At 71.6% G+C, this 15,414-nt stretch carries 13 protein-coding genes; 9 read left to right on the forward strand and 4 right to left on the reverse strand.

What is annotated here, in order from left to right; all coding sequences use genetic code 11:
* Positions 1-139 precede the first annotated feature (139 nt).
* Positions 140-961, forward strand: coding sequence for an SAM-dependent methyltransferase (locus OG381_RS40465; RefSeq protein WP_327720936.1), 822 nt, complete (start codon positions 140-142; stop codon positions 959-961).
* Complete coding sequence (locus OG381_RS40470) at positions 958-3,093, forward strand: putative bifunctional diguanylate cyclase/phosphodiesterase (RefSeq protein WP_327720937.1); 2,136 nt, start codon at positions 958-960, stop codon at positions 3,091-3,093. The genes OG381_RS40465 and OG381_RS40470 overlap by 4 nt, the downstream gene beginning before the upstream one ends.
* 40 nt (positions 3,094-3,133) lie before the next feature.
* Here the strand turns inward: OG381_RS40470 and OG381_RS40475 are convergent, their stop codons facing one another.
* The gene (locus OG381_RS40475; RefSeq protein ID WP_327720938.1) at positions 3,134-3,862 is read right to left on the reverse strand and encodes a hypothetical protein; all 729 of its coding nucleotides are present in this window, start codon (positions 3,860-3,862) and stop codon (positions 3,134-3,136) included.
* Positions 3,863-3,875: 13 nt separating this feature from the next.
* Entirely contained in the window at positions 3,876-4,763 is an 888-nt protein-coding gene (locus tag OG381_RS40480) for a LysR family transcriptional regulator (protein ID WP_327720939.1), read from the reverse strand.
* A 120-nt stretch (positions 4,764-4,883) separates the two neighbouring features.
* On the opposite strand from OG381_RS40480, the gene OG381_RS40485 reads away from it, so the two are divergent.
* From OG381_RS40485 to OG381_RS40495, 3 genes are read left to right on the forward strand one after another with little or no spacing between them, the layout of a single operon-like run.
* A complete protein-coding gene (locus OG381_RS40485; protein WP_327722686.1) occupies positions 4,884-5,555 on the forward strand; it encodes a succinate dehydrogenase in 672 nt (223 codons plus the stop codon).
* Between the two features lie 2 nt (positions 5,556-5,557).
* Complete coding sequence (locus OG381_RS40490) at positions 5,558-7,507, forward strand: fumarate reductase/succinate dehydrogenase flavoprotein subunit (protein WP_327720941.1); 1,950 nt, start codon at positions 5,558-5,560, stop codon at positions 7,505-7,507.
* A complete protein-coding gene (locus OG381_RS40495) occupies positions 7,504-8,253 on the forward strand; it encodes a succinate dehydrogenase/fumarate reductase iron-sulfur subunit (RefSeq protein ID WP_327720942.1) in 750 nt (249 codons plus the stop codon). Before OG381_RS40490 ends, OG381_RS40495 begins: the two co-directional genes overlap by 4 nt.
* Positions 8,254-8,330: 77 nt before the next feature.
* Here OG381_RS40495 and OG381_RS40500 read toward each other — a convergent pair whose 3' ends face one another.
* The gene (locus OG381_RS40500; RefSeq protein ID WP_327720943.1) at positions 8,331-10,319 is read right to left on the reverse strand and encodes a HEAT repeat domain-containing protein; all 1,989 of its coding nucleotides are present in this window, start codon (positions 10,317-10,319) and stop codon (positions 8,331-8,333) included.
* Between the two features lie 277 nt (positions 10,320-10,596).
* Between OG381_RS40500 and OG381_RS40505 the strand changes: the two genes are divergently transcribed.
* The 4 genes from OG381_RS40505 to OG381_RS40520 are packed head-to-tail and all read left to right on the forward strand — an operon-like array spanning position 10,597 to position 13,047.
* Entirely contained in the window at positions 10,597-11,364 is a 768-nt protein-coding gene (locus OG381_RS40505; RefSeq protein WP_327720944.1) for a GNAT family N-acetyltransferase, read from the forward strand.
* Positions 11,364-12,179, forward strand: coding sequence for a lysophospholipid acyltransferase family protein (locus OG381_RS40510; RefSeq protein WP_327720945.1), 816 nt, complete (start codon positions 11,364-11,366; stop codon positions 12,177-12,179). Before OG381_RS40505 ends, OG381_RS40510 begins: the two co-directional genes overlap by 1 nt.
* A gap of 40 nt (positions 12,180-12,219) precedes the next feature.
* A complete protein-coding gene (locus tag OG381_RS40515) occupies positions 12,220-12,588 on the forward strand; it encodes a helix-turn-helix domain-containing protein (RefSeq protein ID WP_443062061.1) in 369 nt (122 codons plus the stop codon).
* A 48-nt stretch (positions 12,589-12,636) separates the two neighbouring features.
* Positions 12,637-13,047: a VOC family protein gene (locus OG381_RS40520; protein WP_327720947.1), complete on the forward strand. Its 411-nt coding sequence runs from the start codon at positions 12,637-12,639 to the stop codon at positions 13,045-13,047.
* Here OG381_RS40520 and OG381_RS40525 read toward each other — a convergent pair.
* Positions 13,044-15,404, reverse strand: coding sequence for an excinuclease ABC subunit UvrA (locus tag OG381_RS40525; RefSeq protein WP_327720948.1), 2,361 nt, complete (start codon positions 15,402-15,404; stop codon positions 13,044-13,046). The genes OG381_RS40520 and OG381_RS40525 overlap by 4 nt on opposite strands.
* Positions 15,405-15,414 lie beyond the last annotated feature (10 nt).

Raw genomic sequence — 15,414 nt, forward strand, 5'->3', positions numbered from 1 at the left:
ACTTGGGCATGCTCAACCAGGCACGTGCCGCAGGCAGTGACCGGGAACGGACGGTCAATTTCCGGTTCGGGTCGCTCCTTTGGCAGGCGATCAGTAGCCTCAGCTCGAACACCGGATCGCCTACGCCTTGGAGAGATAGATGGAGCGTCCCGCCTGGGCCCCACGGAGCATCGACATCTCGGTGCCTAGCGTTTCGCGGATCTACGACTTCTACCTGGGCGGTTCGCACAACTTCGAGGTCGACCGCGAGGCGGCCCGCAAGGCGATGGAGTTCATGCCGGGACTCCCCAAGATCATGCAGGCGAACCGGGCGTTCATGCGCCGCGCGGTGCGCTTCGCGGCGGACCAGGGCATCACCCAGTTCCTGGACATCGGTTCGGGCATCCCGACCTTCGGCAGCGTCCACGAGGTGGCCCAGTCCGCCAGCCCCGGCGCCCGGGTCGTCTACGTCGACCACGACCCGGTGGCGGTCGCCCACAGCGAGGCCGTCCTGCGGGACAACGCGGACACGGGCGTCGTCGCCGCGGACCTCCGCAAGCCCCAGGAGATCCTCGCGAGCGCCGAAGTACAGCAACTGATCGACCTGAACCGGCCGGTGGCCCTGCTTCTCGTTGCCATACTGCACTTCGTGGAAGACGAGGACGACCCGTACGATGCGGTGGCCGAGCTGCGTGACGCGCTCGCGCCCGGCAGCCTGCTGGTGCTCACACACGCCTCCTACGAGGGAATCCCGCTGCCGGCCGAGCGGGCCACCGGCGCGGTCGACGTGTACAAGGACATCCGCAACCCGCTGATCATGCGCTCGCGCGACGACATCGCGCGGTTCTTCGAGGGGTACGACATGGTGGAACCGGGACTGGTGCCGATGCCGCACTGGCGGCCGGAGTCGGAGACCTGGGACCCCGACGACGAGGATCCCTGGGCCTTCTCCGGGTTCGCCGGCGTGGGGCGTACCGCGTGATCGCCGAGCCGGACGGGCCGGAGGGCAGACTGCGCCGGTTCGCGACGATCTGGAGCCGGGCCGTCTTCCCGGTGACCACGACGTCCTCGACCCGGCCCGAGTTCGAGGAACAACTCCTGCCGCTGGCCCGCCGGTTGAGCGAGGCGCTGCGGGCGAGGACCTTCGACGCGGACGAGGGCCGTGCGCTGGGCGCCGCGCTCGTCACGGTGCACTGCACCGACCCGGAGGCGCTCAGCCGGACACTGGACTGCGTCGACGCCTACCTCGTGCTGTACTGCGGCGGCGACGGCGACCAGGAGGACCTGCGGGTACGTGCCTCGCGGCTCCAGCACGCCATGGCCGCCGGGTTCGCCTCGGCGCTGCGCGAGCGGACCCTGGCCGAGCAGGAGGCCATCTCGGCGGCCGCGCTGACGGCGCAGGGCGTGGTGGCGCAGGCGCTGCACGCGAGCGAGGCCCGCTTCCGCGCGGTCTTCGAGGGCGCCGCCATAGGGATCGGCATGGCCGACCTGGAGGGCAACATCCTCCAGGTCAACGAGGCGCTGCTGCGCATGTTCGGCATCAACGAGCAGATGATGCGCGGCCGCAACGTCATGGAGTGGACGCACCCCGAGGACGCGCCCCAGACCTGGACCCTCTACGACGAACTCGTCCGCGGCGAGCGCGAGCACTACCACCTGGAAAAGGCGTTCTCCCGCTCTGACGGAACGGTCCTGTGGACCAATCTGACCGTCTCCCTGCTCCGGGACGCGGACGGCAACCCGCAGTACCAGCTCGCGCTGATGGAGGACACGACCGAGCGCCGGCTGCTCAACCTCCGGCTGCGATACGAGGCCACGCACGACGCGCTCACCGGCCTGCCGAACCGCACGTTCTTCTTCGAACGGCTGGAGAAGGCGCTGGGCGCCGGCCCCGGCCAGCGCTTCGGCCTGTGCTACCTCGACCTGGACGGCTTCAAGACCATCAACGACAGCCTCGGCCACGCGGCCGGCGACCGGCTGCTCGTCGAGGTCGCCGACCGGCTCCAGTCCTGCACGACCGCGCCCGGCGAGATGGTCGCCCGTCTGGGCGGTGACGAGTTCGTCGCGCTGACGACGGGCACCGACACCCAGCGCGAGGTCGACGAGCTGGCCTCGCGGATCATGAACGCGCTGCTCGCCCCGATCAGCGTCGACGGCCGGGAACTGACCGTGCGCGGCAGCATCGGCATCGTCGAGGGCCCGGCGGGGGAGCGCAGCGCGGCGGAGGTGCTGCGCAGCGCGGACATCACGATGTACCGGGCCAAGGCGTCGGGCGGCAACCGCTTCGAGCTCGCCGACGCGGAGGCGGACGCCCGCGCGATCACCCGCCACGGTCTGACCACCGCCCTGCCGACGGCCCTGGAACGCGGCGAGTTCTTCATCGAGTACCAGCCGCTGGTGCACCTCGGCGACGGCAGCGTGCGCGGCGCGGAGGCGCTGGTGCGCTGGCTGCATCCGCAGCACGGCGTCCTGGGCCCGGACCGCTTCATCCCGCTCGCCGAACACACCGGCCTGATCGTCCCGTTGGGCCGCTGGGTCCTGGAGCAGTCGGTCCGCCAGGCCCGCGCGTGGCGCGAGCGCCACGAGGAAGCCGGCCCGCTCCGCATCAACGTCAACCTGTCGCCGTGCCAGCTCACCCACCCCGGTCTGGTCCAGGACACGGTGGACATCCTGGAGCGCGCGGGGGTGGAGCCGGACGCGCTGTGCCTGGAGGTCACGGAGTCGGCGCTGATCGGCGCCGACGACGACCTGCTGAAGCCGCTGCGCCGACTGGCCGAGATGGGCGTCGACATCGCCCTGGACGACTTCGGCACCGGCTACTCCAACCTCGCCAACCTGCGCCGCCTCCCGGTGAGCGTCCTCAAACTGGACCGCTCCTTCACCCAGAGCATGCAGCAGTTCCCGGCGGACCCCGTCGACCTCAAGATCGTCGAGGGGATCGTCTCCCTGGCCCACAGCCTCGACCTCGCGGTCACGGTCGAGGGCGTGGAGACGGGCGCCCAGGCCGAACAGCTGCGGATACTGGGCTGCGACACGGCCCAGGGCTGGTACTACGCCCGGCCGGGGCCGCCGGAACGGCTGCACCAGCTGGCGCTGGTGGACGCGACGGGCTGAACCGTCACGGTCGTACGGCGACGCGGGACGGGGCGAGCCGTCACGGCCCCGCGACGCCGGCCGGCGGCACCCGCGTCAGCGCCTGCCACCGCGCCGCCTCCTCCGCGTGCGAGCCGGTCGCGGTGGCCCGCGCGACCGGATCCGGCGCGTCCGGCGCGAGCGGGTTGCCGCCCCGGGCGAGCAGGGTCAACGGCCACACGGGGATGCCCGGCCCCGCCCCGTCGAAGGGCCACCACTCCCAGGGCCCGTCGAAGCGCCAGGCCCGCCCCGCGGCGTCCGCGATCTCGTCACCGGGTTCGAGGAACGCGTAGGGGCGCAGCACGAGTTCGAGGACGAAGGGGATGTCGTCCTCGGGGTAGAACTCCTCGCCCTGCTCGTCGAACTCCCCGGGCTCCGGGTCGCGGGCCACCCCGGCCTCCAGGACCGTCACCGACACGGTGGGGCGGGGCAGCCGTCCCGTCTCCAGGGGCGGGTCGAAGCGGTCGACCCGGATGACGTGCGCCACGACCGCAGGGATCCCGACCGTGCAGGTGTCGCCGACGGTGAGCCGGTCCGGCGGCGGATCGGTGCGGAACAGGGAACGGTCGCCGGGGGCGGTGCCGAACGGCAGGGCCACCCGTCCGTTCCAGTGGATCCAGTCGCAGTCGGGGTCCCGCCGCCACCAGGGCCAGTCCAGGGAGATGTCGTCCCGGGAGACGCAGGCCACCGTGGCCGGGGTGTCCGGGCAGCTCACGCGCAGCACATCGCCCGGCCTGAAACTCGGCTCCAACGGTCCCTCCGTCTCAACGTTCCAGCAACATACGCTGCAACTCCCGCGCCGCCCGGGGCGGGGCCACGTCGCTGCGGTGGGCCAGCGCGATGGTCCGGTGCAGCCCCGGCCGGGCCAGCGGGGTGACCCGTAGCCCCCGTCCCGAGCGCGCGGCCACCATCCGCGGTACGACGGCCACGCCCAGCCCCGCCCGGACGAATCCCAGCACCGCGTCCATCTCGCCGCCCTCCACCGCGAAGTCCGGCTCGAAGCCCTCGGCGCGGCATGCGGCCACCGTGAGTTCCCGCAGGTCGTAGCCGTGCCGGAACATCACGAGCCGCTCGCCCTCCAGGTCGGCGATGCGTACGGTGCGGCGGGTGGGGCCGCCGGGTGCGGGGGCCTCCGGCGACGAGACGACGACCAGGTCCTCGCGCAGCAGTTCCACCGTCGTCAGCGCGGGGGAGGGCGTCGGCAGCGGGAGGACGACCAGGGCCAGATCGAGGGCGCCGCGCGCGAGCTCCCGTACGAGATCGTGGGAACCGCCTTCCTCGATCAGCAGCCGGATGCCGGGATAGCGGTCGTGGAAGGCGCGCAGCACGTCCGGCAGCAGACCCGTGCACAGACTCGGCGTGGCACCCAGCCGGACCCGGCCGCTGCGGAGCTGGACCAGTTCCTGCACCTCGTGCCGGGCCGTGTCCGCGTCGGCCAGGATTCGGCGGGCCAGCGGAAGCAGCGCCTCGCCCGCGTCGGTGAGGGTGATGTTGCCCCGCGCCCGCTGGAACAGATCGGCCCCGAGCTCCCGCTCCAGCGCCTTGATCTGCTGGGACAGGGACGGCTGCGCCACGTGGACCAGGTCGGCGGCGCGGGTGAAGTGCCGGGTCTCGGCGACCGCCACGAAGTACTGGAGCTGCTGGAACTGCATCCTCGTACGATAGCCGTTGCCTATCGAATCAAGCCGGACCATGTCTTGGACCGATCGGCCTGATGGGCCCTAGCGTCTTGACTCATGGCTCTGGCAACGCGGACGGACCGACGACCGTCCATGGCACGCACGGTGTGGGACAGCTCCGTCGGCAAGAAGACCGTCATGGCGGTCAGCGGGCTGATCATGCTGATGTACCTGGTCGTCCACATGATCGGCAACCTGAAGATCTTCTTCGGGCCGGGGGAGTTCAACCACTACGCGCACTGGCTGCGCACGCTCGGCGAGCCCTTCATGCACTACGAGTGGACGCTGTGGGTGATCCGGGTCGTGCTGGTGGCCGCGGTGGTCGCCCACGCGATCTCGGCGTACCAGCTCAGCCGCCGCGACATCAAGGCGCGCCCGACCAAGTACGTGCACAAGAAGCCGCGGTCCAGCTATGCGACGCGGACCATGCGGTGGGGCGGGATCATCCTCGGCCTGTTCATCGTCTGGCACCTGCTGGACCTGACGACCGGCACCGTGCACTCGGGCGGTTTCCAGGAGGGGCGGCCGTACCAGAACGTCGTGGACACCTTCTCCACCTGGTACGGCAACGTCATCTACATCCTGGCGGTCTCGGCCCTGGGCCTGCACGTCCGGCACGGCTTCTGGAGCGCCGCCCAAACGCTGGGCGCCGGCAACCGCACCCGCGACCGGGCCCTCAAGGCCACGGCCGACATCCTCGCGCTGGTGCTCACGGTCGGCTTCCTCGTCGTGCCCGTGAGCGTGATGACCGGAGTGGTGAGCTGAAGATGACTTCTTACACCGACTACGCGACCGGCGAACCGGTCGTCGACACCAAGGCTCCGACAGGGCCCGTGGCCGAGCGCTGGGACAGGCGCCGCTTCGAGGCGAAGCTGGTCAACCCCGCCAACCGGCGCAAGCACACGGTGATCGTCGTCGGGACCGGTCTGGCGGGTGGTTCTGCGGGTGCGACGCTTGCCGAACAGGGCTATCACGTCGTGCAGTTCTGCTATCAGGACTCCCCGCGCCGCGCCCATTCGATTGCCGCGCAGGGTGGTATCAACGCGGCGAAGAACTACCGCAATGACGGCGACTCCATCCACCGGCTCTTCTACGACACCGTCAAGGGCGGGGACTTCCGGGCGCGGGAGTCGAATGTGCACCGGCTGGCGCAGATCTCGGTCGAGATCATCGATCAGTGTGTGGCGCAGGGGGTGCCGTTCGCGCGGGAGTACGGCGGTCTGCTGGATACCCGCTCCTTTGGTGGGGTGCAGGTGTCGCGGACGTTCTATGCGCGGGGTCAGACGGGTCAGCAGTTGCTGCTGGGTGCGTATCAGGCGCTGAGCCGGCAGATCGCGGCCGGGAACATTGAGATGCACGCGCGGACCGAGATGCTGGATCTGATCGTCGTGGACGGGAAGGCGCGGGGGATCGTCGCGCGGGATTTGATCACCGGTCGCATCGACACGTATTTCGCGGACGCGGTGGTGCTGGCCTCAGGTGGTTACGGCAACGTCTTCTACCTGTCGACCAACGCCATGAACTCCAACGCGACGGCCGTCTGGCGGGCCCATCGCCGCGGTGCCTATTTCGCCAACCCGTGTTTCACGCAGATCCACCCGACGTGCATTCCGCGCACCGGTGATCACCAGTCGAAGCTGACGTTGATGAGTGAGTCGTTGCGTAATGACGGCCGGATCTGGGTGCCGAAGGCCAAGGGCGACACCCGCCCGGCGCACCGGATTCCGGAGGAGGAGCGGGACTACTACCTGGAGCGCATCTATCCGTCGTTCGGCAACCTGGTCCCGCGCGACATCGCCTCGCGTGCCGCGAAGAACGTCTGCGATGAGGGCAGGGGAGTGGGCCCGGGCGGCCAGGGCGTCTACCTCGACTTCGCCGACGCCATCGAACGCATGGGCCGTAAAGCCGTCGAGGCCAAGTACGGCAACCTCTTCGACATGTACCAGCGGATCACGGATGAGGATCCGTACGAGGTGCCGATGCGGATCTATCCCGCCGTGCACTACACGATGGGCGGTTTGTGGGTCGACTACGACCTCCAGACCACCATCCCCGGCTTGTTCGCGGTCGGCGAGGCCAACTTCTCCGACCACGGCGCGAACCGCCTCGGCGCCTCGGCCCTGATGCAGGGTCTCGCCGACGGGTACTTCGTCCTCCCGGCGACCATCAACGACTACCTGGCCCGCAACCCCCACCAGTCCACCGTGACGGCCGAACACCCGGCCGTGCAGGAGGTGCTGGCGGAGACCGAAGACCGGCTGCATCTGCTGCTGTCCGTGGACGGCGACCGCACCCCCGACTCCTTCCACCGCGAAGTCGGGGAACTGATGTGGGAGTTCTGCGGCATGGCCCGCACCGATGCCGGGCTGCGCAAGGCGTTGGAGCGGATCCCGCAGATCCGCGAGGAGTTCTGGCGCCGCATCAAGGTCCCCGGCACCGGTGAAGAGTTCAACCAGTCACTGGAGAAGGCGAACCGGATCGTCGACTACCTGGAGCTGGCCGAGCTGATGTGCCTGGACGCACTGCACCGCGCCGAGTCCTGCGGCGGCCACTTCCGCGAGGAGTCCCAGACCCCCGACGGTGAAGCGGCCCGCAAGGACGACGAGTTCGCCTACGCGGCCGCCTGGGAGTTCACCGGCACCGGTGATGCCCCTGTTCTGCACCGGGAAGACCTGGTCTTCGAGTACGTCCACCCCACCCAGCGGAGCTACGCATGAAGCTCACCCTGCGCGTCTGGCGCCAGAAGAACGCCGCCACCGAAGGCGCCATGTCCACCTACCAGGTGGACGGAATCTCCTCGGACATGTCGTTCCTGGAGATGCTCGACACCCTCAACGAGGAACTCATCCTGCGCGGCGAGGACCCGGTCGCCTTCGACCACGACTGCCGTGAAGGCATCTGCGGCGCCTGCTCGCTCGTGATCAACGGCGATGCGCACGGGCCCGAGCGGACGACCACCTGTCAGCTGCACATGCGGTCCTTCCAGGACGGCGACACGATCGACATCGAGCCGTGGCGGGCCTCGGCCTTCCCGGTGATCAAGGACCTGGTCGTCGACCGCACCGCCTTCGACCGGATCATCCAGGCCGGCGGCTACATCACCGCACCCACCGGCGCCGCACCGGAGGCCCACGCCACGCCGGTGCCCAAGCCGGACGCGGACGTCGCGTTCGAGCACGCGGAGTGCATCGGCTGCGGTGCCTGCGTCGCCGCGTGTCCCAACGGGGCGGCGATGCTGTTCACCTCGGCCAAGGTCAACCACCTCAACGTACTGCCCCAGGGCGCTCCCGAGCGGGAGACCCGGGTGCTGGACATGGTGGCGCAGATGGACGAAGAGGGCTTCGGCGGCTGCACGCTGGCCGGCGAATGCGCGACCGCCTGCCCCAAGGGCATCCCGCTGGTCTCCATCACCGCCATGAACAAGGAATGGCTACGAGCCACCCGCAAGGTGGCGAAGCGGTAGCGCCCCTCACCGACCGTTCGCCGTCCCGTGCGGACGGGCGGGACCGGGCGTGGTGCTCAACCCCGGTCCCGCCAAGTTCACACGGCCAGCGCCTCGTCGATCAGCTCGCGGAACTCCTCGTCCTGGAGGATCGCGCGATAGTCGCCGTACGCCGAGATACGACGGTCCTGGTCGCGCAGCGCCCGCAGGGCGTCCCGTACCGCCGGGCCGATCGCGCGGAAGCGGATCAGCGTCCGCAACGCGGAGTGGAACAGGCCGTAGAACTCGTGGTCACCCGAGGCGAACGCGAGCACCTGCTCCTCCAGAAGCGGGCGGGCGGGCTCGGGTACCTCCGTCACCGTCCACAGGGCTATGGCCACCTCCACGCCGAAGACGTCGTCGGCCTCCGCCAGAATGCGCCGCAGCTCGTCGGCGTACGGCGCGGCCCGGCGGCCGAAGTCGGCGAGCTGACCGAACGGGAAGTACGGCGGCTCGCCCGGCTTCGGCAGGGTTTCGCCGAGCGCCCGCAGCGCCTCGGCCGGGTCCGCGCCGCCGACGCGCCAGAGGACCCAGTGCAACCACCGGCGGTTCTCCGGTGGTTGGAGGGCCATCTGCTCGCGTAGCGCGGGTGCGGCGGAGACAGCAGCGGGGCCCATCGCCGCGAGTGCCATGGCGGCTTCGTGCCGGCGGAAGCGGTCCGCCAGGGCGGCCGTGACCTCCGGCAGCGCGGGCAGCGCGGCCGGTCCCCAGGTCTTGAGCGTCGTCAGGAGATCGGCCAGCACGGAGCCGGGCAGGTCGGGGTCGGCCAGTTCCCGCCGCAACTCCTCCCGCACCGCGGGCAGGAGAGTCTCCGCGTGCGCCCGGAGCGGGCCCAGGACGTCCGCGAGGTCGGGGCTGCGCGGGTCGCTGATGACGTAGCCCCGGCCCTGGCGCTCGCGCCAGGTCGCGCAGAGTCCCTCGACCAGGCCCGGCAGTGCCCGCGGGTCGTCCATCCGGGTCAGCGCCCAGCGGGCGTGCTCGCCGACGGTGCCCTCCAGGAACTCGTCCTCGCCGGGGTCGTCGAGCAGCGCGGCGAGCCGGTCGGCGTGGGCGGCGGCCCCGGGGCCGAGAGCGGCGAGGAGATGGACGGCCCGGTAGCGCACGGCAGGGTCGGAGTGGTCCAGGAGACCGGCGGCGAGCGGGACCAGCGCGGGTTCGACGGACCGTCGGCGGGTCAGCAGCCGCCAGGAGTGGTCCAGTACGGCCAGCAGCAGATCGGTGTCCTCGGCCGGGTCCGCCCTCGCGGCCAGCCGCGTCAGGAACGCGGTCGCCTCGGCAGGCGTGCCCTCGAACAGGACGGCTGTCCAGAAGGCGACCGCCTCGCGGGTGAACGGGTGTTCCCCGTCCGGCATGTACCAGACCGCCTCCCAGCGTGACCGTACGGCGGGGTCGACGAGGGCTGCCAGCAACTGCTCCCGTTCCCGCAGCGCGATCCCGGGGTCCGACCCCGAGGCGGCGTGCACCGCCGCGGCCCGTACGACGGGGTCGTCGTCCCGCAGTGCCTCGGCCAGGACCGCGCGGACCTCGGTGTCCTCGGGGAGCCGGCCCAGCATGAACAGCACGGGCAGCCGTACCGACAGATCCGGCTCGGTCCGCCACCGCTCCAGCAGCCGGGCGGAACCCTCCGCGAGGGGCACGGCCAGCCGTCGTACCGTCGGATCCGGGTCGCAGAGCAGGGCCTGGATCGTGGCGCGCTCCCGTTCCCAGGCCTGCGGCCAGCCCGGGTCCACCAGGTGCGGCGCGCAGTGCTGCGCACACGAGGCCAGGCTGTCCAGCAGCTCGACGAGCGTGCCGCGGGCGCCCGTGCGGGGGTCGGCGGCGAGCGCGACGACGAACGGCAGGGTGGCCGTGGCCGCCGGGCCGACACCGAGCTCCTGTTGCGCCAGGGCGGAGAACAGCGGCCAGCAGTCGTCCTCGGTCGACGCCGGACCGCTGCGCAGGAGATGGAGCAGCACCCGGCGGACCTCCTGGATCGACACGCCGGGATACATCGACGTCAGCCGCTCCCAGGGCAACTCATCCAGCGCCTGTACCGACGGTTCCCCCACGCGCGTGCGCCTCCATTGCCGGTGATCAGTTCCGGAAGAGAGACGGTCCTGCGGGGCCCGGGGTTGCCTCACCCCGTCGGCCACCTGTCCGACACCGGCCCGTCGACGGAGCCCGGCACGCCCGACACCCGGCCCGAGCCGTTCAGCCTCCCCACACCCGCGCTCCCGGAACCGGTCACGTACACGCCAATCGGCGCAGGAAGAACAGAGGGTGCGGGCCGGACCCACCGGCCCACCGGGTGCCGTCCCCGAACCGGCCCGTGACCTGGAGTGAGCCATGACCGCCGTATCCGCTCCGGCCTCCCCGCCCCTTTCCGCCGCTTCCACCCGCTACACCGTCACCCTCGCCCGCGACGAGTCCGACGTACGCGCCGCCCAGCGGCTGCGGCACGACGTGTTCGCCGGAGAGATGGGCGCCCTGCTGTCCTCCCCGCAGCCGGGCCACGACGTCGATCCCTTCGACGCCTACTGCGACCACCTGCTCGTCACCGACACCCTCACCGGCCAGGTCGTCGGCACCTATCGGCTGCTGCCGCCGGAGCGGGCCGCGGTGGCCGGACGGCTGTACTCGGAGAGCGAGTTCGACCTGTCCCGCATCGACGCCCTGCGGCCCGGCCTCGTCGAGGTCGGCCGCTCCTGCGTGCACCCCGACCACCGGGACGGCGCCGTGATCGGGCTCATCTGGGCCGGCATCGCCCGCTACATGCTCGACCGCGGCCACGAGTGGCTGGCCGGCTGCTGCTCGATCCCGCTCGCGGACGGCGGCGCGCTGGCGTCGGCGGCCTGGGAGCGGGTGCGGGACAAGCACCTGGCACCGCAGGAGTACCGCGTACGACCGCTGCTGCCCTGGGCCCCGGGACAGCCAGCCGCCGGCCGCGGTGAGCTGCCCGCCCTGCTGCGCGGCTACCTCCGCCTCGGCGCCTGGGTCTGCGGGGAGCCCGCCCACGACCCGGACTTCGGGGTCGCCGACCTGTACGTGCTGCTGTCGATGCGCCGCGTCGACCCGCGCTATCTGCGGCACTTCCTCTCCCTCGTACCGGCCTGATGAGCGGCTGGCTGCCCAGCGCGCCCTGCACCCCCGGGGCGTGTGTGGAGCCGACCGGGTCCGGCACGGCGGTACCGCGCGCCGTGCTGCGCCTGGCGGCGGTCCTGGTCCTGGTGCTCGCCGGGGTCGTGCTGTCGCCGTTCGGCGGGCTGATCCCCGCCGAGTCGGTGCGGCGGTGGTGCCGGTGGATCGTACGGGCCGCTGGGGTCCGGGTCCGGGTCACCGGCGCCGCCGCGCCCAGCGGCGGGCTGCTCCTGGTCGCCAACCACATCTCCTGGCTGGACATCCCGCTGCTTGCCGCCGTGCGCCCGGCCCGGATGGTCGCCAAGACCGAGATCCGGCAGTGGCCGATGGCGGGCGCGGTGGTGGCCCGGGCCGCGCTGTTCATCGAGCGGGACCGGCTGCGCGCCCTCCCGGACACGGTCGCCCGGATCGCACAGGGACTCCGCGGCGGGCAGGCGGTCGCGGTGTTCCCCGAGGGCAGCACCTGGTGCGGACGTGCCCAGGGCACCTTCCGCCGGGCCGTGTTCCAGGCCGCCCTGGACGCCGGGGTCCCCGTTCAGCCGGTGCGGCTGCGCTACCGGCTCGACGGCGGCACGGCCAGCACCGCGGCCGCCTTCGTCGGCGAGGACACACTGCTCGCCTCGGTGTGGCGGGTGGTGTCGGCGCGGGGGCTGGTGGCCGAGGTGGAGGTACGGGACGTCATCCCGCCCGGCAGCCACGCCGACCGCCGCTCCCTCGCGCTGGCCGCCCAGCCCGCGACGTCGCACCGACCCGGCTGGATCCACTCGGCGCTGGTCGCGGAGGTGATGTGATGGCGGGGTGAGCCGCACCGCCGAAGAGAGCAACCGCCGCATGCTGCGGGCCCGGGACGCCATGGACCGCGCGTACGCGCAGCCGCTGGACGTGCCGGCCCTGGCCCGGATCGCCCATGTGTCCCCGGCGCACTTCGCCCGCACCTTCCGTGCCACGTTCGGGGAGACACCGCACCGCTATCTCCAGCGGCGCCGGGTCGAGCGGGCGATGTTCCTGCTGCGGGAGACCGACCGCAGCGTGACCGACATCTGCTTCGCGGTCGGCTTCGGCAGCCCGGGGACCTTCAGCCGCACCTTCCGCGACATCGTCGGCCGGTCACCGAGGACGTACCGCGGGCAGACCGCGACGATCGCCGTGCCGACGTGCTTCACGAAGGCGTGGACGCGACCGAGGGCCTCGGCCGACTGAGCAGTTCTGGATAAGTTTTCGTCCGGCCCGCTCGGTAGCGTGAGGCGCATGCTCACCGCGATCACACACTCACAGATCTACGTCCTCGACCAGGACGAGGCCCTCGATTTCTACGTCGGCAAGCTCGGCCTGGAGGTCCACACCGACGCCGACCTCGGCTTCATGCGCTGGCTCACCGTCAACGTCCCCGGCCGGCCGGACCGGCAGATCCTGCTGGAGCGGCCGGGGCAGCCGGCGCTGTCCGAGGAGACGGCGGCTCAGGTCCGCGACCTGCTCACCAAGGGCGCCATGGGGGGCCACCTCATCTTCAGCACGGACGACTGCCGCAAGACGTGCGAGACCCTGCGCGGCCGCGGCGTCGAGATCACCGACGAACCCACCGAGCGCCCGTACGGCATCGACTGCGGTGTACGCGACCCCTTCGGCAACAGCATCCGCTTCACCCAGCCGAACGACTAGGGCCCCTCGTCGGCGGGGGCGCCCGGTGCTCCGAGCGCCGCGGCCAGGTACGCGGCCGTGGTGCTGCCCTGCGCCCGGGCCACCTCCGTGGGCGGTCCCGTCGCCACGACGCGGCCGCCCGCGTCCCCGCCGCCCGGTCCCAGGTCGATCACCCAGTCCGCGTCCGCGACGACGGACATGTCGTGCTCGACGACGATGACGGTGTGTCCGATGTCGACGAGTCCGTGGAGCCGGCGCATCAGCACCTCGACGTCGGCCGGGTGGAGGCCGGTGGTCGGTTCGTCGAGGAGATAGAGGGTGTGGCCGCGGCGCCCGCGCTGCAACTCACTGGCCAGCTTGATGCGTTGGGCCTCGCCGCCGGAGAGTTCGGTGGCGGGCTGGCCCAGCCGCAGATAGCCGAGGCCCACGTCCAGGAGCGTGCCGAGGCTGCGGGCGACGGCGGGGGTGTCGGCGAAGAACTCCGCCGCGGACTCCACCGTCAGATCCAGGACCTGGGCGATGTTCCGCCCCCGGTACGTCACTTCGAGCGTCTCGGCGTTGTAGCGGGCCCCGCCGCAGTCCGGGCACGGCGCGTACGTGCTCGGCAGGAACAGCAGCTCGACGCTGACGAACCCCTCGCCCTGACAGGTCTCGCAGCGTCCCCCGGCCACGTTGAAGGAGAACCGGCCGATACCGAACCCGCGTGTGCGTGCCTGGTCCGTGGCCGCGAACTCCTTGCGTACGACGTCGAAGAGGCCGGTGTAGGTGGCCAGGTTGGAGCGCGGGGTGCGGCCGATCGGCCGCTGGTCGACCCGGACGAGCCGCCCGACGCCCGCCGACTCCTCGGTGATCTCCCCGATGAGTGTGGACTTCCCGGACCCGGAGACGCCCGTCACCGCCGTGAAGGCGCCCAGCGGGAACTCCGCCGTCACCCCGCGCAGGTTGTGCCGGGTGACCGGGCCGACCTTCAACTGCCCCTTCGGGGACCGCACTTCACGGACGGGCGCGGGGGAGCGGCCGAAGAGGAACCGCGCCGTCTCCGAGCCCTCGACCGCGGCCAGTTCCGCCACGGGACCGCTGTGCAGCACCTCGCCGCCGTGCTCACCGGCGCCCGGACCCACGTCCACCAGCCAGTCCGCGCCGCGCACCACGTCGAGGTGGTGCTCCACCACGAACACCGAGTTGCCGGCCGCCTTGAGCCGCTCCAGCACCGTCAGCAGTGCCTCGGTGTCCGCCGGGTGCAGTCCGGCGGAGGGCTCGTCGAGGACGTACACCACTCCGAACAGTCCGGAGCGCAGCTGGGTCGCGAGCCGGAGCCGTTGCAGCTCACCGGCGGAGAGGGTGGGGGTGGAGCGGTCGAGGCTGAGGTAGCCCAGACCGAGTTCGAGGACGGGGGCGGTACGGGAGGCGAGGTCGTCGGTGAGGACACGCGTGGTCTCGTCGACGGCGCGCAGGTGCCCCATGAGCTCCGTCAGCGGCAGCGCCGCGAGCTCGGCGATCGTCCGGCCCGCGAAGGTCACCGCGAGCGCCTCCGGCCGTAGCCGGCTGCCGCCGCACGCGGGACAGGGCGCGCTGCTGAGGAACCGCTCCGCCTTCGTCCGCAGCGTCGGGCTCTTGGAGTCCGAGAAGGTCTTCATCACATAGCGCCGGGCGCTCATGTACGTGCCCTGGTACGGCCGTTGGATGCGGTCCGCATCCCGCACCGGATGCACCGTGACGACCGGCTGCTCGTCGGTGAACAGGATCCACTCCCGCGCCTCGGCGGGCAGCTCGCGCCACGCCCGGTCCACGTCGTACCCGAGCGCGTCCAGGATGTCCCGCAGGTTCTTCCCCTGCCAGGCGCCCGGCCACGCCGCGATCGCACCCTCCCGGATCGACAGCGACGGATCGGGGACCAGCAACTCCTCGGTCGTCCGGTGCACTTGACCCAGCCCGTGGCACTCCGGGCACGCCCCCGCCGCCGTATTGGGCGAGAAGGAGTCCGAGTCGAGCCGCTCGGCGCCGGGCGGATAGTCACCGGCCCGGGAGAACAGCATCCGCAAGGAGTTCGAGAGGTTGGTGACCGTCCCGACGGACGAGCGGGACGTCGGCGCCGCACGCCGCTGCTGCAGCGACACCGCCGGCGGCAACCCGGTGATCTCCCCGACCTTCGGCGCCCCCACCTGATGGATCAGCCTGCGGGCGTACGGCGCGACGGACTCGAAGTACCGCCGCTGCGCCTCCGCATAGACCGTCCCGAACGCCAGCGACGACTTCCCGGACCCGGAGACCCCGGTGAACACGGCCAGCACGTCCCGCGGGATATCGACGTCCACACCCTTGAGGTTGTGCTCTCGGGCGCCGCGGACTCGGACATACGGGTCATGTGGGTGGTGCATGAGGGGGAAC

This window comes from Streptomyces sp. NBC_00490, from assembly GCF_036013645.1.
Lineage (GTDB): Bacteria > Actinomycetota > Actinomycetes > Streptomycetales > Streptomycetaceae > Streptomyces > Streptomyces canus_F.

Bases quoted from the DNA above. Each gene is read 5' to 3' on its own strand.
- OG381_RS40465 (WP_327720936.1), top strand. From the start codon at position 140: ATGGAGCGTCCCGCCTGGGCCCCACGGAGCATCGACATCTCGGTGCCT.
- OG381_RS40495 (WP_327720942.1), top strand. From the start codon at position 7,504: ATGAAGCTCACCCTGCGCGTCTGGCGCCAGAAGAACGCCGCCACCGAA.
- OG381_RS40485 (WP_327722686.1), top strand. From the start codon at position 4,884: ATGGCACGCACGGTGTGGGACAGCTCCGTCGGCAAGAAGACCGTCATG.
- OG381_RS40480 (WP_327720939.1), bottom strand. From the start codon at position 4,763: ATGCAGTTCCAGCAGCTCCAGTACTTCGTGGCGGTCGCCGAGACCCGG.
- OG381_RS40525 (WP_327720948.1), bottom strand. From the start codon at position 15,404: ATGCACCACCCACATGACCCGTATGTCCGAGTCCGCGGCGCCCGAGAG.
- OG381_RS40520 (WP_327720947.1), top strand. From the start codon at position 12,637: ATGCTCACCGCGATCACACACTCACAGATCTACGTCCTCGACCAGGAC.
- OG381_RS40510 (WP_327720945.1), top strand. From the start codon at position 11,364: ATGAGCGGCTGGCTGCCCAGCGCGCCCTGCACCCCCGGGGCGTGTGTG.
- OG381_RS40515 (WP_443062061.1), top strand. From the start codon at position 12,220: ATGCTGCGGGCCCGGGACGCCATGGACCGCGCGTACGCGCAGCCGCTG.
- OG381_RS40505 (WP_327720944.1), top strand. From the start codon at position 10,597: ATGACCGCCGTATCCGCTCCGGCCTCCCCGCCCCTTTCCGCCGCTTCC.
- OG381_RS40490 (WP_327720941.1), top strand. From the start codon at position 5,558: ATGACTTCTTACACCGACTACGCGACCGGCGAACCGGTCGTCGACACC.